General features: G+C 64.9%; 21 protein-coding genes and 2 tRNA genes. 19 read left to right on the top strand and 4 right to left on the bottom strand.

Annotated features, from left to right (window positions below):
* Positions 1-76: 76 nt before the first annotated feature.
* Complete coding sequence (locus tag XH90_RS04295; protein ID WP_194479370.1) at positions 77-2,053, bottom strand: cache domain-containing protein; 1,977 nt, start codon at positions 2,051-2,053, stop codon at positions 77-79.
* A gap of 383 nt (positions 2,054-2,436) precedes the next feature.
* Between XH90_RS04295 and XH90_RS04300 the strand changes: the two genes are divergently transcribed.
* A complete protein-coding gene (locus XH90_RS04300) occupies positions 2,437-2,793 on the top strand; it encodes a hypothetical protein (protein WP_194479371.1) in 357 nt (118 codons plus the stop codon).
* Between the two features lie 657 nt (positions 2,794-3,450).
* On the opposite strand, the gene XH90_RS04305 is transcribed toward XH90_RS04300, so the two are convergent.
* Positions 3,451-3,525, bottom strand: a tRNA-Thr gene (locus XH90_RS04305).
* A 315-nt stretch (positions 3,526-3,840) separates the two neighbouring features.
* Here XH90_RS04305 and XH90_RS04310 point away from each other — a divergent pair.
* The 13 genes from XH90_RS04310 (at position 3,841) to XH90_RS04370 (ending at position 12,325) form a co-directional block, all read left to right on the top strand.
* Positions 3,841-4,029, top strand: a complete 189-nt coding sequence (locus tag XH90_RS04310) for a hypothetical protein (RefSeq protein ID WP_194479372.1) — start codon at positions 3,841-3,843, stop codon at positions 4,027-4,029.
* A 67-nt stretch (positions 4,030-4,096) separates the two neighbouring features.
* On the top strand, positions 4,097-5,761 hold the full coding sequence (locus XH90_RS04315; protein ID WP_371748356.1) for an FAD-dependent oxidoreductase: 1,665 nt from the start codon (positions 4,097-4,099) through the stop codon (positions 5,759-5,761).
* 181 nt (positions 5,762-5,942) lie between these two features.
* The gene (locus XH90_RS04320) at positions 5,943-6,251 is read left to right on the top strand and encodes an EthD family reductase (protein WP_194479374.1); all 309 of its coding nucleotides are present in this window, start codon (positions 5,943-5,945) and stop codon (positions 6,249-6,251) included.
* Positions 6,252-6,447: 196 nt separating this feature from the next.
* Complete coding sequence (locus XH90_RS04325) at positions 6,448-6,957, top strand: hypothetical protein (RefSeq protein WP_194479375.1); 510 nt, start codon at positions 6,448-6,450, stop codon at positions 6,955-6,957.
* A 32-nt stretch (positions 6,958-6,989) separates the two neighbouring features.
* Positions 6,990-7,814: an alpha/beta fold hydrolase gene (locus XH90_RS04330; RefSeq protein ID WP_194479376.1), complete on the top strand. Its 825-nt coding sequence runs from the start codon at positions 6,990-6,992 to the stop codon at positions 7,812-7,814.
* 71 nt (positions 7,815-7,885) lie between these two features.
* Complete coding sequence (locus tag XH90_RS04335; RefSeq protein ID WP_246755692.1) at positions 7,886-8,032, top strand: hypothetical protein; 147 nt, start codon at positions 7,886-7,888, stop codon at positions 8,030-8,032.
* An 89-nt stretch (positions 8,033-8,121) separates the two neighbouring features.
* Entirely contained in the window at positions 8,122-8,571 is a 450-nt protein-coding gene (locus XH90_RS04340) for a DUF2948 family protein (protein ID WP_194482586.1), read from the top strand.
* A gap of 147 nt (positions 8,572-8,718) precedes the next feature.
* A complete protein-coding gene (gene hisD, locus XH90_RS04345) occupies positions 8,719-10,014 on the top strand; it encodes a histidinol dehydrogenase (RefSeq protein WP_194479377.1) in 1,296 nt (431 codons plus the stop codon).
* Positions 10,011-10,508 (top strand): UPF0262 family protein, encoded by a 498-nt coding sequence (locus tag XH90_RS04350; RefSeq protein ID WP_194479378.1) that lies wholly within the window; start codon positions 10,011-10,013, stop codon positions 10,506-10,508. Before hisD ends, XH90_RS04350 begins: the two co-directional genes overlap by 4 nt.
* Before the next feature lie 6 nt (positions 10,509-10,514).
* Positions 10,515-10,982 (top strand): low molecular weight phosphatase family protein, encoded by a 468-nt coding sequence (locus XH90_RS04355; RefSeq protein ID WP_194479379.1) that lies wholly within the window; start codon positions 10,515-10,517, stop codon positions 10,980-10,982.
* 157 nt (positions 10,983-11,139) lie between these two features.
* Complete coding sequence (locus tag XH90_RS04360) at positions 11,140-11,769, top strand: Maf-like protein (protein ID WP_194479380.1); 630 nt, start codon at positions 11,140-11,142, stop codon at positions 11,767-11,769.
* 125 nt (positions 11,770-11,894) lie between these two features.
* Positions 11,895-12,077 (top strand): DNA gyrase inhibitor YacG, encoded by a 183-nt coding sequence (gene yacG / locus XH90_RS04365; RefSeq protein ID WP_194479381.1) that lies wholly within the window; start codon positions 11,895-11,897, stop codon positions 12,075-12,077.
* Between the two features lie 172 nt (positions 12,078-12,249).
* Positions 12,250-12,325 (top strand) — tRNA-Phe (locus tag XH90_RS04370).
* Positions 12,326-12,440: 115 nt separating this feature from the next.
* Here the strand turns inward: XH90_RS04370 and XH90_RS04375 are convergent.
* Entirely contained in the window at positions 12,441-13,337 is an 897-nt protein-coding gene (locus XH90_RS04375; protein ID WP_194479382.1) for a LysR substrate-binding domain-containing protein, read from the bottom strand.
* Positions 13,338-13,556: 219 nt separating this feature from the next.
* Here XH90_RS04375 and XH90_RS04380 point away from each other — a divergent pair, with 219 nt between their 5' ends.
* From XH90_RS04380 to XH90_RS04390, 3 genes are read left to right on the top strand one after another with little or no spacing between them, the layout of a single operon-like run.
* Positions 13,557-14,891 carry a C4-dicarboxylate transporter DctA gene (locus XH90_RS04380; protein ID WP_194482587.1) on the top strand — a complete coding sequence of 445 codons (1,335 nt, stop codon included), beginning with the start codon at positions 13,557-13,559 and terminating at the stop codon, positions 14,889-14,891.
* A gap of 24 nt (positions 14,892-14,915) precedes the next feature.
* Entirely contained in the window at positions 14,916-15,422 is a 507-nt protein-coding gene (locus XH90_RS04385) for an ureidoglycolate lyase (protein WP_194479383.1), read from the top strand.
* Between the two features lie 2 nt (positions 15,423-15,424).
* Positions 15,425-16,264, top strand: coding sequence for a bifunctional allantoicase/(S)-ureidoglycine aminohydrolase (locus tag XH90_RS04390; protein WP_194479384.1), 840 nt, complete (start codon positions 15,425-15,427; stop codon positions 16,262-16,264).
* 33 nt (positions 16,265-16,297) lie between these two features.
* On the opposite strand, the gene XH90_RS04395 is transcribed toward XH90_RS04390, so the two are convergent.
* Positions 16,298-18,322 carry a PAS domain-containing sensor histidine kinase gene (locus XH90_RS04395; RefSeq protein ID WP_246755693.1) on the bottom strand — a complete coding sequence of 675 codons (2,025 nt, stop codon included), beginning with the start codon at positions 18,320-18,322 and terminating at the stop codon, positions 16,298-16,300.
* A 243-nt stretch (positions 18,323-18,565) separates the two neighbouring features.
* Between XH90_RS04395 and XH90_RS04400 the strand changes: the two genes are divergently transcribed.
* Both XH90_RS04400 and XH90_RS04405 read left to right on the top strand, forming a co-directional pair.
* Positions 18,566-19,225, top strand: a complete 660-nt coding sequence (locus tag XH90_RS04400) for an FABP family protein (RefSeq protein ID WP_194479385.1) — start codon at positions 18,566-18,568, stop codon at positions 19,223-19,225.
* A gap of 13 nt (positions 19,226-19,238) precedes the next feature.
* On the top strand, positions 19,239-19,952 hold the full coding sequence (locus XH90_RS04405) for a dihydrofolate reductase family protein (protein ID WP_194479386.1): 714 nt from the start codon (positions 19,239-19,241) through the stop codon (positions 19,950-19,952).
* Position 19,953 lies beyond the last annotated feature (1 nt).

Here is a 19,953-nt window from a genome sequence, read left to right on the forward strand (position 1 = left end):
ATGATATGAGTTCCATCATATTAACGCAGTCGTGGGTTGGGAAAAAGCGGCATTCGCGGTCGTGCTGACCGGAGAGCTAAGCGGCCTCCTGAAGCAGCTTCGCGAGCGCGGCGTCCTGCGCGCTCGCCGATGAGAACTTCACCAACGCCGAGCGTCCGTCGATCCGCGCGACGGTTCCGGCAAGGTCTGCCGAACTGCCCTCGATCCGCAGCCGAACCTGGGTGCCGATCGGCCAATTCGCCGGGATATCGTCGATCCTCGCGCCGCCGCCCGAAATGTCCCGGACGACGACGCCGAAGGGCTTTCCGGCCACCAGCAGCGTGCCGGGACGGCTGACCTCCAGCCGCGTTGCCGTGCGGCGGTCGACATCCGACGTCGAGGTGCGGATGACGCGAACCAGCGTCAGTCGCAGTTCGTCGACCTTCTGGGCGATATCGACCGAACCATGTCGGATTTCGGCAGCACGACGTCCCGTCTCGACGGCCTCGCGCGAGACCGAGGCGATCTGAGCGGCAACCTCGCGGGCGGCGAGCGACGTTTCCTCGACGGTACGCGAGATCTCGAGCGTGACGGTATTCTGCTGCTCTATGGCGTCGGCGATGGTCGTCGAGACGGTTTCGACGTTGCGAATGACCTCGCCGATCGCGCTGATCGACTGCACCGAGGCGCGTGTCGATTCCTGGATCTCGGCAATCTGCTGCGAGATTTCGCTGGTCGCCTTGGCGGTCTGCTCGGCGAGCGACTTCACCTCGGATGCGACCACGGCAAAGCCGCGTCCGGCCTCACCGGCGCGGGCCGCCTCGATCGTGGCGTTGAGCGCCAGCAGGTTGGTCTGCCCGGCGATCTCGCTGATCAGGTTGGTCACGGCGCCGACCTTGCCGGCTGCCTCTTCCAGCCGCGCAATGGTCGATTGTGCCTCGGCGGACGCGGTGACCGCCCGCTGTGTCAGGTCGCGGGAGGAGGAGACCTGCTGGGCGATCGCTGTAATCGATGCCGCCATGTGCGAGGAGGCCTTCGCCATCGTCTGCGCATTGGTGAGCGCTTCTTCGGCCGCGGCCGCGACACTGCTGGAGTTCTGGCCGAGCGTGCGTGCGGTGTCGTTCATCTGGGTCGCGTTGTCGGCCATCCGGGTGGTGCCGTTCGCGACCTCGGTGACGGCTGCGTTGGTCTCGCGCTCGACCGTCTCGGCCATCTCCTGAAGTGCGGCCGCCTTGGCCTCCTCGGCCTGCAGGCGTCGTTGCTCTTCCGCAGCAGCTTCCTCGCGTACCTTCTCGGCAGCCTTGATCTTGAATTGCTCGATCGAGCGCGCCATGTCGCCGATCTCGTCGGCGCGATTGAGGCCCGGCAGCTTCACGTCGAATTGCCCTGCGCCGAGCGAATTCAGCGCCGAGGTCATCGAAGAGAGCGCCGACGACATCCCGCGGGCGATGACCAGCGTGATCGCGCCGAGAACGAGGACGATGCAGAGCCCGGCGATGATCAGGGTTTTCACGCTCGACCAGACCTGCGCGTCCAGATCGTCGATGTAGACGCCGCTGCCGATCACCCATCCCCACGGCGCGAAGCCCGCGACATAGGACAGTTTCGGTTGCGGCGCGTCCTTGCCGGGCTTCGGCCATTGATATTCGACCACGCCGGCTCCCTGGCGCTTGACCGTGTCGACGAACTCCATGAACAGACGCTTCCCGGTCGGATCCTCGATGTTGCCGAGATCCTGTCCGTTGAGCTCCGGCTTGATCGGGTGAATGATCATGCGCGGTTCCAGATCGTTGATCCAGAAATAGTCTCCGTTGCCGTAGCGAAGCTTGCCGATCTCTTCGGCCGCGCGCTGACGGGCGACGTCATCCGGCGTCTTGTCGCGCTGCGATTTGTCGTACTCGCTCCTGGCGATGCCGAGCGCTGATTGAACGAGATGGCTCAGCTCGTTCTGGCGCTGCTCACGGAGCGAGACGGCAAGATTGTGGATCTGTACGGCGGCGAGGCCCAACAGGCCGCAGAAGCTCAACCCGATGATACCGTAGATGCGCAGCTTGATCGAAAGGCGCGGCTTCATTCGCCAGATCTCCGTAAGTTTGCGGAATGCTTTGCGTCTCGCGGCCCGGCACGAGCTTCGTACGCGCTGTCGGCAGCCTAGCGAAGTGAAGTGTCGATGCGATTAAGCGGCCTATCGAAATTTGGAGAGATTCGAGTCGGAGATGAACTATCCTGCCGAGAAAGACGCGCAACTCGCCGGATCTCGATAGGAACATCATCGGTGCGTGAATCACGCGCAGGTATCGTGATGGGGAATCCGGCATGATGCCGGGAGCGATCGCTGCGATGACGAATCTGCTGCTGAAAGCGCTTACTGAATTCCGATAGGGAAGTTTGTTGCGCTTTAGATGATTAACGACATACTAAACGCGAAAGTTCAAGAAATCGAGACAAGGAACGCTGATGTCGAATGTCGTGGCATTCCCGGCGCAAGCAAGCGCGTCTGCCTCAAAGGCCGTCAGTCGGTTGAATGAGATCTGGAAGGCCGTCGAAGCATTCACGCTCGAGATGCAGTACGAACGCGTGACGCCCGCCGAAATGATGCGGGTGCTCAGGATCTTCAACACGGCAAACAGCTGCATCAGAATCGTTCTGTCGGAGTTCAAGAATGACCCTGCCATCGATGAGCTGGTCGGCCATTCACGTGAAATCGCACGGATGATCGAAGAGGCGCGTCGAACGGTCGCGAGCCTCATGAAGGCGAGCGATGATCGGGCCTCGAGGCCCGAGCCTTCCGCTGCCAAGCGCCTCGGAGACTGAGGCTCGCGCGTTGTTGAAGAGGTGGCCTGTCGGGCAAAACACCCGCCTCCCGCCGAAGCCAGTCAACCCTCCTGCGCGAAAATATTCCACTTTACCGAAATTCGGAATTCAGGCATTCTCTGCGCCATCCCGGCCCGAGGAGAGGGGCGATCGTACGTCGTCGCGAACGTGGGCCGGGGATGCGGTGGACGCAGCGGCGCCGGCGCGGATGTGAGGGCAGGGCGGGGCAGAGGATTGAGCCGAACCCCGTGAGCCCGGCACAAGCCGTGTCGTACGAACGGCGCCTATGCGTACGGCAAAACCGTGTGGTCCCGGCCGTCGTCGCTACGGTCAAGCACTTGCGGATGCGGCATTGCGCCAACCGGCGCGGTGCCGGTGACTTCCGTCGGGCGAGGGAGGCCAGAAGGAATTCGGCTCCCGGGAGAGCACGGCATAAGCCGTCCAACCATCGCGCAGGGAAGGCCGAGTGTTCGGCGTCACCTGTATGCTGCTGTGCGGTTTCCTTGCGCTACACTTTCGCGCAGCGGACCGCGGGTGCCTGTCGGCACCCGGTCTTCCCTGCGCCCTCTTCACAAGAGGAGGGCAACGGCAACGGGCAAAACTCGGGCGTTCGATGCCGCGAGAATGCCGATCCGTGCTTGTTTCCAGAAGATGAAATGGTGCTGCCAGACAGGATTGAACTGTCGACCTCTCCATTACCAATGGAGTGCTCTACCACTGAGCTACGGCAGCATGTGCTGGGATTAGAATCGGCCGCCCGAGGGGCCTACCAAGCGGGCCGATATCTGCCACAGGCCTCCACGCTGTGCAAGCTTGCAAGGGCGGCCAAAGCGAGAAAATCGGGGCGATATCGGGGGTATTACGGCTGTTTCGGCTCGAAACGACCGACTTTGCGTCGATTTTGGTTCCGCTTCCCCCACCAACTGGCCAGTTGGCCAATGGAGCGGATTCGACCCATTTTGGATTTCGCACGATCGGGACCATCAGGGCCTCTTGAGCTGCCGCAATCCCTGGGCATGTTACTGCCGACCGCTGTATGGACCCGTGATGGCTGACCAGAACGACAAGACCACGAGACAAGACCGCACATCGCGGGACGACCGCCTGAAATCGGCGCTGCGGGAGAATCTGAAGCGGCGCAAGGCGCAGGCGCGCGAACGCTCCGCAAGTGTCGATCCCTCGCAAAACGAAGATGGTTCCCTAAATGAGGGGGCCGCCGGCGAGGCCGGCAAATAGAAATTTGGAGTGCATTGACGTGGCCATCGGGCAGACCGAGCAGGACCAGACCGACAGGAACGCGCAGATGTCGCGTTTCACCCGCCCCGAGCAGACGTTTCCGACGCTGACCTCAGCCGAGATCGAGCGACTCAGGCATTTCGGCGAGCTCCGCACCTATCATCATGGTGAGCTGCTGTTCGAGACCGGCAAGCCGGGGCCGGGCATGTTCGTCGTGCTCAAGGGCCATGTCGCCATCACCCAGCGCGACGGGCTCGGTCATGTCACCCCGCTGATTGACCAGGGACCGGGGCAATTTCTGGCCGAGCTCAGCCAGCTCTCCGGCCGGCCGGCCCTGGTCGATGGCCGCGCCGAAGGCGACGTCGAGACGCTGCTGCTGCCGCCCGAGCGCCTGCGCGCGCTGCTGGTCGCCGAGGCCGAGCTTGGCGAGCGCATCATGCGTGCGCTGATTCTGCGGCGGGTCAATCTGCTCCAGGCGGGCGTCGGCGGCATCGTGCTGATCGGCTCCTCGCATTCCGCCGGCGTGGTGCGCTTGCAGGGGTTCCTCACCCGCAACGGCCAGCCGCATCATCTGCTCGATCCCGAGCGCGATCGCGACGCCGCCGAATTGATCGCGCGCTATTCGCCGAAGCCGGAGGACTGGCCGCTGGTGGTCACGTCGGACGGCGCGGTGCTGCGCAACCCCAGCGAGACCGAGGTCGCGCGCGCGATCGGTATGATCGGCGGCCCGCGCAATGACCGCATCTACGACGTCGCGATCGTCGGCTGCGGACCGGCGGGGCTCGCCACCGCCGTTTATGCGGCCTCCGAAGGGCTGTCGGTCGCCGTGCTCGATATCAGAGCCTTCGGCGGCCAGGCCGGCGCCAGCGCGCGCATCGAAAACTATCTGGGCTTCCCGACCGGCATTTCCGGCCAGGCGCTGACCGCGCGCGCCTTCAACCAGGCGCAGAAATTCGGCGCCGACATCATGATCCCCGTCACGGTGAAGTCGCTCGACTGCACGCGCAAGGACGGCGCGTTTGCAGTTGCGCTCGACGGCAGCGATCCCTTGCGCTCGCGCGCGGTGGTGGTCGCCAGCGGTGCGCGCTATCGCCGGCCTGAGATCGCCAATCTCGACAAGTTCGAGGGCCGCGGCGTCTGGTACTGGGCCTCCCCGGTCGAGGCCAAGCTGTGCGCCGGCGAGGAAGTGGCGCTGGTCGGCGCCGGCAATTCGGCGGGGCAGGCCGCAGTGTTCCTCTCGGGACACGCCAAGAAGGTTTTGATGATCATCCGCGGCGGCGGCCTTGGCGCCAGCATGTCGCGCTATCTCATCGAGCGCATCGAGGCGACCCCGAACATCGAATTGCTGTTCAACACCGAGATCACGGCGCTCGAAGGCGACGAGGCCTCGCTGCTGCGGCGGATACGCTGGAAGAGCAGGCTGTCCGATGACGAGGATTTTGCCGACATCAAGAATCTCTTTCTGTTCGTCGGCGCCGATCCCGCCACCGGCTGGCTCGACGGGTGCGGCGTCACGCTCGATCGCGGCGGCTTCGTCGTCACGGGTGCGCAGTCCGAGCTGAACCAGGGCAGGCTGGTGGCGCCGCTCGAGACCTCCGTACCCGGCGTCTACGCCGTCGGCGACGTCCGCTCCGGCTCGGTCAAGCGCGTCGGCGGCGCCATCGGCGAAGGCGCGCAGGTCGTGGCTTCGCTGCACGGCTATCTCGGCGACGCCGCAAAACCGGCGCTTTAGAGCACGATCCGGATAAGTGTGAAGCGGTTTTCCGGCAAGATCGTGCTCGAAAAAATAAGTCAAGGACAGGACAAGCAGACGGCAAGCCGATTGTGACTTGCCATCTTGTCGTGTCCCACGGACTATTGCCGCGTCGCGCGACCAATCGCGTGGAAGAACAAAGATTCAACGGGAGGACTAAATGGCCGAACTCGTCGTGCTCTACAAGACGCCCAAGGACGCCGCCGCCTTCGACAAGCATTACGCCGAGACTCACATTCCTCTTGCGAAGAAACTTCCGGGCCTGAAGAAATACGCCGTCAGCACCGGCGCAGTCGGCTCGCCAGCGGGTCCCTCAGGCGTTCACCTCGTCGCCATTCTCTCCTTCGACAGCGTGGGCGACATCCAGAAGGCCTTCGGCAGCGAAGCTGGCAAGGCGGCCGCCGGCGACGTGCCGAAATTCGCAAGCGGCGGCGCCGATCTCTTGATCTTCGACACCAAGGACGTGTGAGCGCGTCGACCGATTCAACTTTCGTCGAAAGCTGCCGTCGTTTGTGACAGCGCTGCAAAAGATTCAGTCATGCATTTGTCGATTCGCACGATGATGCATGGCTGGACGCGCATGTGTGATCGTGCCGCATGTGGCAATCCGATGAGGACCGTAATATCAATCCTCCGATCTCAACGCAGAGAGTAGGAGAGATGCCATGGTTCTCGGGATGAGCCTGCAAGCCTTCACACTGGTCCATGTCGTCATCAGCCTGATCGCCATCGCCGCGGGCCTGATCGTGATGTTCGGTCTGCTCGGCTCGAAGTCGATGCCGGGCCTCACCGCGGTCTTCCTCCTCTTCACCATCCTGACCAACGCGACGGGCTTTCTGTTTCCGTTCAAGGAACTGCTGCCCTCCTACATCATAGCCGGCATCTCGCTGGTGCTGCTCGCGATCGCCTGCCTCGCGCTCTACGGCATGAAGCTCAAAGGCGCCTGGCGCCCGGTCTACATCGTGACCGCGATGATCTCGCTCTACTTCAACGTCTTCGTGCTGATCATCCAGTCGTTCCTGAAGATTCCGGCGCTCGCCGCACTGGCGCCGGCCGTGCCGCCGGCGCCTCCGTCCGGCCCGGTGTTCGCGGCAGTGCAGGGCATCGTGCTGGTGTTCTTCGTCGTGGTGACCATCGGCGCCTGGCGCCGCTACAAGCCGATGGCGTTCGCCTGATCGTTTCTGACCACGACGAAAGGAACTCCCCAATGCCTACCATCACCACCATGGACGGTGTCGAGATCTTCTACAAGGATTGGGGCTCGGGCCAGCCGATCGTGTTCAGCCATGGCTGGCCGCTGTCATCCGACGACTGGGACGCGCAGATGATGTTCTTCGTCATCCGCGGCTATCGCGTGATCGCTCATGACCGTCGCGGCCATGGCCGCTCGGCGCAGGTCGCCGACGGCCACGACATGGATCATTATGCCGACGATCTCGCGGCGGTCACCGCGCATCTCGACCTCAAGAACGCGCTCCATGTCGGACATTCCACCGGCGGCGGCGAGGTCGTGCACTACATCGCGCGCCACGGCGAGTCCCGCGTCGCGAAGGCCGCGATCCTCTCCGCGGTACCGCCGCTGATGGTGAAGACGGACGCCAATCCCGGCGGTCTGCCGAAGAGCGTGTTCGACGGCTTCCAGGCCGCGCTCGCCGCCGGCCGTTCGGCGTTCTATCGCGACATCGCCGCCGGGCCGTTCTACGGCTACAACCGTCCCGGCGCAAAACCGTCGGAAGCGGTGATCCAGAACTGGTGGCGCCAGGGCATGATGGGCGGCGCGAAAGCGCATTACGACGGCATCGTCGCGTTCTCGCAGACCGATTTCACCGAGGATTTGAAGAAGATCAACGTGCCGGTGCTGGTGATGCATGGCGACGACGACCAGATCGTGCCCTACGCCGATTCCGCGCCGCTGTCGGCCAAGCTGCTCAAGAACGGCACGCTGAAGACCTACAAGGGCTTTCCGCACGGCATGCCGACCACGGAAGCCGAAACCATCAACGCGGATCTGCTGGCGTTCTTCAAGAGCTGAGCGTTGGCTCTGACCCTCTCCTGTTTGCGAGAGAGGGTGGCTACGCCGCGGTGGCGGCGAGACAGGGTTGTTTGACCTCGCCGCTGTGGTCGGTGCTGCGCCGGATCTCGCCCGGGCTCGTCACATCGACCGAGCAGATGGGCCGCGCCATGCTTCATGTCGCCCGGGTCGGCTATCCCAGCAAGGTGCTGGAGATGAAGGATATCAATAGCCTCTAGTCCGTTGTCCGAAGGCCCGCTAGTTTGCGGGGAAATTTCGGCTACCCCGCGCGTTGAGCCGTATCAGCCATCGAGGAGAAGTGTCGGTGATGTCTCCCCAGCTCAAACTGATCGCGCTCGATGCCGACGATCTCGCCGTGATCTCGACCCATGTGCAGGATGCCCGCGTGCAGCCGTCGGACATCGTCTGGCGACAGGGCGAGAAGCGTCTGGTGGTCGGCATGAGCCGGCTGGATTGGGAGCAGACGCTCGCGGGCGAGACAGAGCCGCGCCGGCTGGTGTCAGCGCTTCGCTTCGACCGGGTGCTTGCCTGCAAATCGCGCAACATCGATCTCGCCGCCCCTGAAGCGGTCCTGGATCTCGTCGGCATCGAGTTTCATCCCCAGGACGGCCGCGACGATGAGCCTGGCGGCAGCGCGCTGCTGCTGTTCGCCCAGGGCGGCGCCATCCGCCTCGATGTCGAATGCCTGGAATGCCAGCTCACCGATCTCGGGGCGGACGAACTGGGGACGGGAGTCGGAATCGAGGGGGAGGGGTGAGGTGGCCTGTATACCAGCCGAGCCGGCTCAGGCGCTCGTCCGGAACGGTCGCTCCCAAGGGTTGACGCAGCTTCCCCGCCGCGCCATTGAGCAGGGGGGCCTGTGAGCCGCACTGCGCCCCGCAAACCAGCAGAAGCCAAGCCCAAAATGCCCGTTCGTCTCGACCGCAGCAGCGCCGAATTTGACCAGCGATTCGCGGCCTTCCTCGCCGCCAAGCGCGAGGTCTCGGCCGACGTCGAGGCCGCCGCGCGCGCCATCGTCGATGACGTGGCCAGGCGGGGCGATGCCGCCCTGCTCGAGGCCACCGCAAAATTCGACCGGCTCAAGCTGGATGCCTCCGGCCTGCGCGTCTCGGCCGCCGAGATCGAAGCCGCGAAAGAAGCATGCGAGGCCGGGACGCTGGATGCGCTCGAGCTCGCGCGCGATCGCATCGAGGTTTACCACCGCCGGCAGTTGCCGAAGGACGAGCGCTTCACCGACCCGCTCGGCGTCGAGCTCGGCTGGCGCTACACCGCAATCGAATCCGCCGGCCTCTACGTGCCCGGCGGCACCGCCGCCTATCCGTCCTCGGTGCTGATGAACGCGGTGCCGGCCAAGGTCGCGGGGGTGACGCGCCTCGTGATGGTGGTGCCCTCGCCGGACGGCAAGCTCAATCCGCTGGTGCTGGCGGCGGCTTCGCTCGGCGGCGTCACCGAGATCTACCGCGTCGGCGGCGCGCAGGCCGTCGCCGCGCTCGCCTACGGCACCGCGACGATCGCGCCGGTCGCCAAGATCGTCGGCCCCGGCAACGCCTACGTCGCTGCCGCAAAACGGCTAGTGTTCGGCAAGGTCGGCATCGACATGATTGCCGGTCCCTCCGAGGTGCTGGTGATTGCCGACGACACCGGCAATGCCGACTGGATCGCCGCCGATCTCCTGGCGCAGGCCGAGCACGATGCCAGCGCGCAGTCGATCCTGGTCACGGACTCGGCGCGTCTCGCCGCCGATGTCGAGAAGGCGGTCGAAGCGCAGCTGAAGACGCTGCCGCGCGCCGCGATTGCCGGCAAGTCCTGGGCCGATTTCGGCGCGATCATCATGGTGAAGAACCTCACTGAGGCCATCCCGCTTGCGGATGCGATCGCCGCCGAGCATCTCGAGATCATGACCGCAGATCCCGACGCGCTCGCTGCAAAAATCCGCAACGCCGGCGCCGTGTTCCTCGGCGCGCATACGCCCGAGGCGATCGGCGATTATGTCGGCGGCTCCAACCACGTGCTGCCGACGGCGCGCTCGGCGCGATTCTCCTCAGGACTCGGGGTCGCCGATTTCATGAAGCGCACCTCGATCCTGAAATGCGGCCCGGACCAGCTGCGTGCGCTGGGGCCGGCCGCGATGACGCTCGGACAAGCGGAGGGGCTGGACGCCCATTCGCGCTCGATTGGATTGCGCCTCAATCTGTCATGACAAAGCCGCCCGAACAGGACGACTCGACCAATCGCATCGTCGCGGTCACCCTCGACGAGGACTCGATCGGCCGTTCCGGCCCCGACATCGAGCATGAGCGTGCGATCGCGATCTACGACCTGATCGAGCAGAATCTGTTCGCGCCCGATGGCGCCGACGGCAAGGGCCCGTTCACGCTGCATATCGGCATCACCGGCAGCCGGCTGATGTTCGACATCCGCCAGGAGGACGGCACGCCCGTGGTCGCGCATCTGTTGTCGCTGACGCCGTTCCGGCGGATCGTGAAGGACTATTTCATGATCTGCGACAGCTACTACCAGGCGATCCGTACGGCGACCCCGGACAAGATCGAGGCCATCGACATGGGGCGCCGCGGCATCCATGACGAGGGATCGCGCACGCTGCAGGAGCGGTTGAAGGGCAAGGTGCGGGTCGACTTCGAGACCTCGCGCCGGCTGTTCACGCTCATCACTGTTCTTCACTGGAAGGGCTAAACGCGGATGGCTGCGCCCCCACGCGCAAGCAATCCGCAATCGGTGCTGTTCGCTTGCGCGATGAACAGCGTGCGCTCGCCGATGGCCGCGAGCCTGTTGCAGCACATGTTTCCGCAAGGCCTCTACGTGAAGTCGGCCGGCGCGAGAAAAGGCGAGCTCGATCCGTTCGCGGTGGCCGTGATGGCCGAGCTCGACCAGGACATCTCGACCCACAAGCCGCAGACTTTCGAGGAGCTGGAGGATTGGGAGGGGCTGAATTTCGATCTCATCATCACGCTGTCGCCCGAGGCGCACCACAAGGCGCTGGAGCTGACGCGGACGCTTGCTGCCGACGTCGAATACTGGCCGACGCAGGATCCCACCACCATCGAAGGCAGCCGCGACCAGAAGCTCGCCGCCTACCGCGAGGTCTGCGACCAGCTCCTGATGCGCATCCGCCGGCGCTTTGCCAAGGTCGGCGCCGCGAGCGGGTAGGATGCGGTGTCCGTAACACCCGCGTCACAGATTGAGGGCACAGCCATGTCGGACACCTCGAATCAGCAAAGTCCGGGTTCCGGGTTGTGAAATCAGCCCCCTTCCGATAGGTTCCGCGCGCAATTCATCCCCTGCCAAATCTCCCAAAAATCACCTGATGCTCGGCCGCCCCAAATTCGTTCTTGCCTCCGGTTCGCCGCGGCGCCTGTCGCTGCTCAACCAGGCCGGCATCGACCCGGACGCGCTCCGGCCGGCCGATGTCGACGAGACGCCGAAGCGGGGCGAGCTGCCGCGCGCCTGCGCCAACCGCCTCGCGCGAGCCAAGGCCGATGCGGCGCTCAAATCAGTCCAGCTCGACGACGAGCTGCGCGGTGCCTTCATCCTGTCCGCCGACACGGTGGTAGCCGTCGGCCGCCGCATCCTGCCCAAGGCCAACCTCGTGGACGAGGCCGCGCAGTGCCTGCGGCTGCTGTCGGGCCGCAACCACCGCGTCTATACCGCGATCTGTCTGGTGACGCCGCGCGAGGCGTTCCGCCAGCGCCTAGTGGAGACCCGCGTCCGCTTCAAGCGCCTCTCGGAAGACGACATCCAGGCCTATATCGGCTCCGGCGAATGGCGCGGCAAGGCCGGCGGCTATGCCGTGCAGGGCATCGCCGGATCGTTCGTGGTGAAGATGGTGGGCTCCTACACCAATGTGGTCGGCCTGCCGCTGTACGAGACCACGACGCTGCTCGGCGGCGAGGGCTTTCCGATCCGCTTCGGCTGGCTCAACGCCACCGCGGTCTGACCAGGATCTCGAAAACAACCCCATGCACAGTAGGATCGGCCGGCGCGGCGCACGCGCCTCCGCCGAAGGAATCCGTTTGCCGAGGGGCGCTTGAACCCTCTCATCTCGTGTAGACTGCCGCCATCATGGACGACCACGTCAAAAAGCCCGCCTCGCCCCTCAAGACCTGCCCGATCTGCGGCAAGCCGCAGGCGCAGGCCACCCGCCCGTTCTGCTCCTCGCGCTGCCGTGACGTCGACCTGAACCGCTGGCTCAAGGGCTCCTACATCATCCCCGGCCGGGACGACGAGGTGGACGACGTAGAATAAAAAGTAATATCAATGGCTTGCCTGGATGGCCGGCTTGCCGCGGCAAACCCGACCCGCCTTGTGCACAGCCGGGCCGCGCCTCGCGAAGCCGAAGGCGAAGCGTGGGTAGACAGGCCGCTGCGAGCCCACTATAAACCGCCCGCTCGATGGGCCTTGGTCCTTCGCACAGCAAGCCCAGGTAGCTCAGTTGGTAGAGCATGCGACTGAAAATCGCAGTGTCGGTGGTTCGATTCCGCCCCTGGGCACCACGGCTCTTCTGAGAGCCTAACCACCCAGCCAGCTCCACAAATTCGACCGCCTTTGTGCTCCCGCAGCCTGCTCGAGGCGCGCGTGGTCTCGCCAGGCACTCTCGTGCCCCTCGATTTACGCCACCCTCCTCCTCTGCCCCAGATACCGCAGCGCGAGCTTGATGAAATTGTGCACCACCATCGACGTCTCGTCCTGTCTGAACACCAGGAACACGTCGGCCGCGGGCGGTGAGGGTCTGATCGGGCGAAACGCGATGTCGGCTGTGGTGAAACGCGCGATCGACTGCGGCACGAGGGCGACGCCGAAGCCGGCCGCGATCAGGCTCGGGATCGACTGCGCGTCGACGACCTGCTGGGACACTTTCGGCAGGAAGCCGGCATCGACGCAGCATGTCTGCACATAGCGCGCGAAGTCGGAGCTGTCGGGGTCGAGGACGACGTGATCCTCCGAGGCCAGTTCGGCAAGGGCGACGCGCTTGCGCTTGGCCAGGCGGTGGGTGCGGGGTACGGCGAGAACGACCTCTTCCCGCCACGCCAGCTTGCTGCTCAGCTCGCGTTCGGTCGGAACGCCGCGAATGAGCGAGATGTTGGTCGTGCGGTTGAGGAGCGCCGCGATCTGCCGCGCCGGCGCCTGCTCGTGCACCGTCATCCTCACCAACGGCGCGACCTCCCGGTAGGCCGCCAGCAGCTCCGCGAGACGGCCGCGCAGGATCGAGCCGGTCGCGCCGAGATCCAGCGCTCCGACCAGGCCGGCGCCGATCGAGCGCACCTCGTCTTCCGCGGACTTGACCTGCTGCAGGATGGCGCGCCCGCGCAGCAGCATCGCTTCGCCGGCCTGCGTCAGCTCCACCTTGCGGCTGGTCCTGTAGAGCAGCTGGGTCCCGAGCTCGGCCTCGAGCGCCTGGATGTGCTGGCTGAGCGGCGGCTGCGACAAGTTCAGCCGCCGCGCGGCGAGGGTGAAGCTGCGCTCCTCGGCGACCGCGATGAAGTACCTGACCTGGCGGAGGTCCATAGGGAAAACCTATCAATCGTGTCGTTCTATATATTGGACTTGATGTCGCACCTGGTCAACGAATGACCGATGGCGCCTTCGTCCGCGTGCAAGCGGCTGACGGCCCTGCACGCAGCGGCGTCGCGCCGCTGTCAATGACAAGAATGGCGAAAGGCTCGAGCCGACCAAGCCAGACAGACACCAGCCCCGCGAGCGAGGAAAGCCATGCCCAAGACTTTCATGCCCAGGATTTTCAAGTCACTCTTCTTCCAGGTCGTCGTCGCACTCGCACTCGGCATCGCGCTCGGTATGGCCTATCCGGATACGGCCTTGCAGATGAAGCCGCTCGGCGACGGCTTCATCAAGCTGATCAAGATGCTGGTGCCCGTCATCGTGTTCTGCGTCGTGGTGCAGGGCATCTCGGCGGCCGGGGACCTTTCAAAGGTCGGACGAGTCGGGATTCGCTCGTTGCTCTATTTCGAGATCGTCACGACGATCGCCTTGGTGTTCGGCATCGCGCTCGCCTACTACTTCCAGCCCGGCGCCGGCATGAACATCGATCCCAGCACGCTCGATGCCAAGGCGCTCAGCGGCTTCAGCCAGACCGCGGCCCAGGTCGCCGGCGGCGGCGTCTCCGAGTTCCTGATGAAGCTGATCCCGTCCACCATCGTCGGCGCGTTCAGCTCCGGCGACGTCCTGCAAGTCCTGATCGTCTCGATCATGTTCGGCTGCGCAGTGTCATTGTGCGGCGAGCGCGCAAGGCCGGTGGTCGATTTCATCGAGCGCGTCAACGAGATCATCCTCAAGATGATGAACTTCGTCGTCCGGCTCGCTCCGATCGGCGTGTTCGGCGCGATCGCGTTCACCGTCGGCAAGTACGGCATCGGCTCGCTCAAGCAGCTCGGTGGCCTCGTCGGCCTGTTCTACCTGGCGGTGGTGCTGTTCGTGGTGATCGTCCTCGGATCGATCATGCGGCTGTCCGGCTTCAGCCTGTTCAAGCTGCTCGCATACTTGCGCGAGGAACTGATGATCGTGCTCGGCACGGCCGCGGGCGACAGCGTGCTGCCGCAGACCATGCGCAAGCTCGAGCTGCTCGGCATCAAGCGATCGACCGTCGGCCTCGTCATTCCGACCGGGTACTCGTTCAACCTGGATGCGTTCTCGATTTACCTGACCCTGGCGGCGGTCTTCATCGCGCAGGCGACCAACACGCCGCTGGCCCTGGGCGATCTTCTGGCGATCCTCGGCGTCGCGCTGCTCACCTCCAAGGGCGCCCATGGCGTTCCGGGCTCGGCCATCGTGGTGCTCGCCGCGACGCTGTCGGCGATCCCGGCCATCCCGGCGATCGGCCTCGTGCTGATCTTGTCGGTGGACTGGTTCATCGGTATCGCTCGCGCGCTCGGCAATTATGTCGGAAACTGCGTTGCGACGGTCGTCGTTGCCGCATGGGAGGGCGATCTCGATCACGCCAAGGCGCATCGCATCCTGAACGGCGAGATCGATCCCTTGCGCGAGAGCTTGCAGGCCGAGCCTGATGGTGCGGTTGCTCCCGTCGCGGGCCTGCAAACGCTCTGAGCGCGAAAACAAGCGAGGTTGACGATGGCGACCCTCTCGATCGAGCCCCTGACGAAGCAGGCGTTCGCGCCGTTCGGCGAGGTCATCGAAACGGAGGGGGTGATCCCCCTGTCGATCAACCAGGGTTTTGCCAGGCGCTTCAACGACCTAGCCAAGATCGACGTCGCCGCGGAAGGCGGACAGACCAACATCAGCTGGTTTGTCGCCTCCTTGCGTCCTGCGCCGATCGCGATTCGCCTGATGGAACGCCATCCGCTCGGCAGCCAGTTGTTCATGCCGCTTGGTCGCGTGAGCTGGCTGGTCGTGGTTTGCACCGATCCGCGCCATGCCGCGAGCTATCGGGCATTCGCGGCGACGGGGCATCAGGGCGTGAACTATGCACGCAACTGCTGGCACCATCCGCTGCTGGTGCTCGAGGATTCAAGCCCGTTCCTCGTCGTCGACCGCAAGGGCGATGGCAACAATCTCGAAGAATATTGGCTGGACGAGACCATGCAGCTCGATCTCATGCCTGAACACCACGAGGCCTGACGATGTCGTCGCGAACCTATCACGTCCCGCAGGGCGGCCTGCCGCCGCAAACGGATCTCCTGAGCGGCCGCGCGGTCTTCACGACCGCTTACGCCGTCATTCCGAACAGCGTGCAGCGCGATATCGTCGTCAGCCACCTGCCGCACTGGGACGACACGCGCGTCTGGGTGCTGGCGCGGCCGCTCTCCGGTTTCGCCGAGACGTTCTCCCATTATCTGATGGACATCGCGCCCGCGGGAGGCAGCGATATCCCCGAGCCCGAGAAGGACGCCGAGGGTGCGCTGTTCGTCGCGGGCGGGCAGGTCACGCTCACGCTGGCGGGCAAGGACAGGGAGCTGAAAGCCGGCGGCTTCGCCTATCTGCCGCCCGGCTGCGGCTGGAGCCTGCGCAATCGCAGCTCGAACTCGACCCAGCTCCACTGGATTCGCAAGCTGTACCAGCGCGTGCCAGGTTTGGCCGAGCCCGAGCCGATCGTGACCAACGAAGAATCGATCGCGCCCGTGGCGATGCCCGATACGGAGGGGCGGTGGGCCACCACGCGCTTCATCGATCCCGCCGACATGCGATACGACATGCACATCAACATCGTGACCTTCGAGCCGGGGGCGACGATCCCCTTCACCGAGACCCATGTCATGGAGCACGGGCTTTACGTGCTCGAGGGCAAGGCGGTCTATCGCCTCAATCGCGATTGGGTGGAGGTCGAAGCCGGCGACTATATGTGGCTGCGCGCGTTCTGCCCGCAGGCCTGCTACGCGGGCGGCCCCGGCCGGTTCCGCTATCTGCTCTACAAGGACGTCAACCGCCACATGAATCTGCGGCAGGGCGCACCGCTGATCTAGCCGACGCGCCGGATCAAGACCCCCAAGCGTCCCTTACCGTCCCGCGTTCGCCAAATTCGCCAGGCTCGCCGCGAGCTCGTCGCTTCGGAACGGCTTCGTCAGGCGCGACAGGTCCGGCGTGATGCCTTCGTTGTTGGCGTAGCCTGACACGACGAGGATCTGGATCTCGGGGTATTGATGGCGCAGCGCCAGCCCGAGGTCCGTTCCGCTCATGCCGGGCATCAGATGGTCCGTGACCAGCAGGTCCGGGCGCAGGCCGTCCTTGACGCGCTGAAGCGCGTCCTCCGCGGAAGCCGCTTCGACGACGCGGTAACCGAGTTCGCTCAGCATCTCGGCCGTGCTCATGCGCACCAGCGGCTCGTCGTCCACCAGCAGCGCCGTGCCGGCGGGCAGCGGTCGCAGTTTTGACTCCGTGACGGCGTCGATCGCGCCAGCGGCCGCATGGCTCACCGGCAGCCACAATTCCACCGTGGTGCCTGATCCCACCGCACTCTTGATGATCAGCGCGCCGCCGAGCTGCGAGGCAAGGCCGTGGACCATCGAGAGGCCGAGACCGGTCCCTTGCCCGATGCCCTTGGTCGAGAAGAAAGGCTCGACGGCATGAGCCAGCGTCTTCTCGTCCATGCCGATGCCGGTATCCGCGACGGAGATGCAGACATACTCGCCCGGCGCCAGGCGATAGGCTTGCGAGGCTTCGATCGTCCTGGCCTTGGCGGAGATGCGCAAGCGTCCGCCGTCGGGCATGGCATCGCGAGCGTTCACGCTGAGGTTCAGGATCGCCATCTCGATCTGGTTGGGATCGGCCATGGCCTCGGGAAGCCCGTCCGGCGTGTCCACCGTCACCTGGATCTGCGGTCCTGTCGTGCTGGAGATCAGCTCGCCCATGTCGGCCACGAGCCGGCCGATGTCGACCGGAACGGCCTGAAGCGGCTGCCGGCGCGCGAAGGCAAGCAGGCGCTGCACCAGCGTCTTGGCGCGCTCGGCTGCCTGCGCGGCGCCGGCGATCAGGCGATGCTCGCGCTCGCCACCGATGCCCTTGCGCTGGAACAGGTCGAGCAGGCCGACGATCGGCGTCAGCAAATTGTTGAAGTCATGCGCGACGCCCCCGGTGAGCTGGCCCATCGCCTCCATCTTCTGGGCCTGGCGCAGCGCTTCCTCGGCCTGTGCGAGTCGCGCCTGCTCCTCCAGGCGATCGGTCACGTCCGTCCCGGTCAGGAACGCGCCGATCCGCGTGCCGTCGGGGGCGCGCAGCGCCTCGAACTTCATCTCGTAGACGCGGCGGTCGAAATGCGGATCGCCGAACTCCTCGATATTGGTGAAGGCTTCGCCAGCCAGCGCCCGGCCCCAGATCGCAAGGGCGGCCGCGAGATGCTCGGGCCGGTCGGCGAGGAATTCGTGCAGGGAATCGCCGACCTTCGGCCGCTTGCCGTAGATGCGCTGATAGGCGTCCGCGCATGAGGCGTTGATCGCGAGCCAGCGATAACCGAGATCGAGCGCCTGGATCTGCCCGTCGGTGGTTTCCACGATGGTGGCGAGCAAGTGACGCTCGGCGGTGCGTTCGGCCACGCGCTGTTCGAGTGTGGCGTTCAGCTCCTTGTAGCGCGCTTCGCTCGCCCGCAACTGCGTCTCGCCGAGAACGCGCTCGGTGGTCTCGGAGACGATGCAGAGAACGCCGCCGACCGAGCCATCGTCATCGGGCACGGCCGAGTAGGAGACGTCCCAGTAACTCGTCTCGCCGTAACCGTGGCGCTCGACGTAGAATGGGCGGTCCTTCGCCGCGAATGTCTTTCTCGTTTGGCGCACGCCCGATAGCAGCGGCTCGAGATCGTCCCACAGCTCGCCCCAGTTCTCGATTGCGGGACGGCCGAGCGCGCGGGGGTGATTGGCGCCGATGCCCGGCGCATAGGCGTCGTTGTACAGCGCGACATATTCGGGGCCCCAGAACAGCACGATCTGGGCCTGAGCGGCCAGCAACATGCTGACCGTCGTCTTGAGGGCCTGGGACCATTGGCGGGGAGGTCCGAGCGGCGAGCGCGACCAGTCGAGGGCACGCATCATCGCACCCAGCTCGCCTCCGTCGGAGGGGAAGCCCACTTCAGTTGACTGCCGAGCAGCTTTCTCCGACAGCACCGGACCCCCTCGTGACGCATGACATGATTGGGCATCCTTGCCCATTCGAGCCCGGATTTCGAGGACTCGCACTCAACGGCTCATAACGCGCATGCAGCCTTCGGGTTCCATTCCGCTCGATTCGCGCCACCCGTGTGGTATTGCTGCTGCGCGCAACGTTGCGAGGTCGCCATGCTCCCCATTCCCGCCGACATCTTCACCGAGCCCGAGGACGTTTCTCCGGACAGTCTTGCCAATCTCGGGCCACTCCGCCGGCTCGCCGGCACCTGGCAGGCGGACAAGGGCATCGACATCAATCCGAAGGCGGATGGGCCGGAGCGGCGGACCTTCATCGAGCACATCCGGATGGACCCGATTGATCCGCAGGCCAACGGGCCGCAGCTGTTCTACGGGCTGCGCTATCACATCCACATCAATACGCCCGAGGAAGACATCACCTTCCACGACCAGGTCGGCTATTGGCTGTGGGAGCCCGCGACAGGACTGATCATGCAGACGCTGGCGATCCCGCGCGGACAGGTGCTGCTGGCTTCGGGCCAGGCCAAGGCGGATGACAAGAAGATATCGGTCACGGCGAAGCGCGGCGACACTTCTTACGGGATCTGCTCGACCGACTTCCTGGAACGAGCCTTCCGCACCGACTCCTACCGTTGCGACATCACCTTCAACGACGACGGCAGCTGGAGCTATCTGATCCAAACCGCGTTGTTTGTCCGCGGCGCGCCGTTCAACCATCATGACAGCAATACGCTTCTGCTGGTCGCACCGCCAAAACTGAATCCGCTCGCGACGATCGTCAACAATCGCGCCAAGGGCAACAAGCCCGCCTGAGAAGAGAATTTGCATGAAGCCCTACGTCATCTGCCTGATGCATTCGAGCCTCGACGGCCGCACCCATCCGAGCCGCTGGCGCCCGAAGGGCGCCGGCACCGACTGGTTCGAGAAGATCCATGACGAACTCGGCGGCGATGCCTGGGTGATCGGCCGCGTCACCGGCTCGGAGTTCGCCAAGGGCAAGCCCTATCCCGAGACGGGTGAGAAGCTGCCCCGCGAAAACTGGTTCGCGCGGCGCGATGCCAAGAACAATGTCAAGACCTACGGCGTCGTGCTCGATGCGCACGGCAAGATCGGCTGGGGCCGCTCGGATATCGGCGGCGATCCAATCGTGGCGGTGCTGACCGAGGGCGTACCGGATTCGCATCTCGCCGGCCTGCGTGGCGAGGGCGTGTCCTACATCTTCGCCGGCAAATCCGAGATCGACCTCGCGCTGGCGATCGAGATTCTCAATCGCGAGCTTGGCGTGAAGCGCCTGCTGGTGGAAGGCGGCGGTGTCGCCAACGGGGCCTTCCTGCGCGCCGGCCTGATCGACGAGTTCAACCTGATCCTCAGCCCCGCGATCGACGGCGCCAAAGGTGCGCCCTTCGTCTTCGATTCGACCGAGGAAGACCACGACAAGCGCGCGCCGCTCACTGCGATGACGCTGGAGAGCACGCGGGATCTCGGCGGCGGCGTGCTGCTGCTGCGCTATCTGATCCAGAACGATTCTGCGCGCCAATAAC

Origin of the sequence: Bradyrhizobium sp. CCBAU 53338 (assembly GCF_015291665.1) — a bacterium.
Lineage (GTDB): Bacteria > Pseudomonadota > Alphaproteobacteria > Rhizobiales > Xanthobacteraceae > Bradyrhizobium.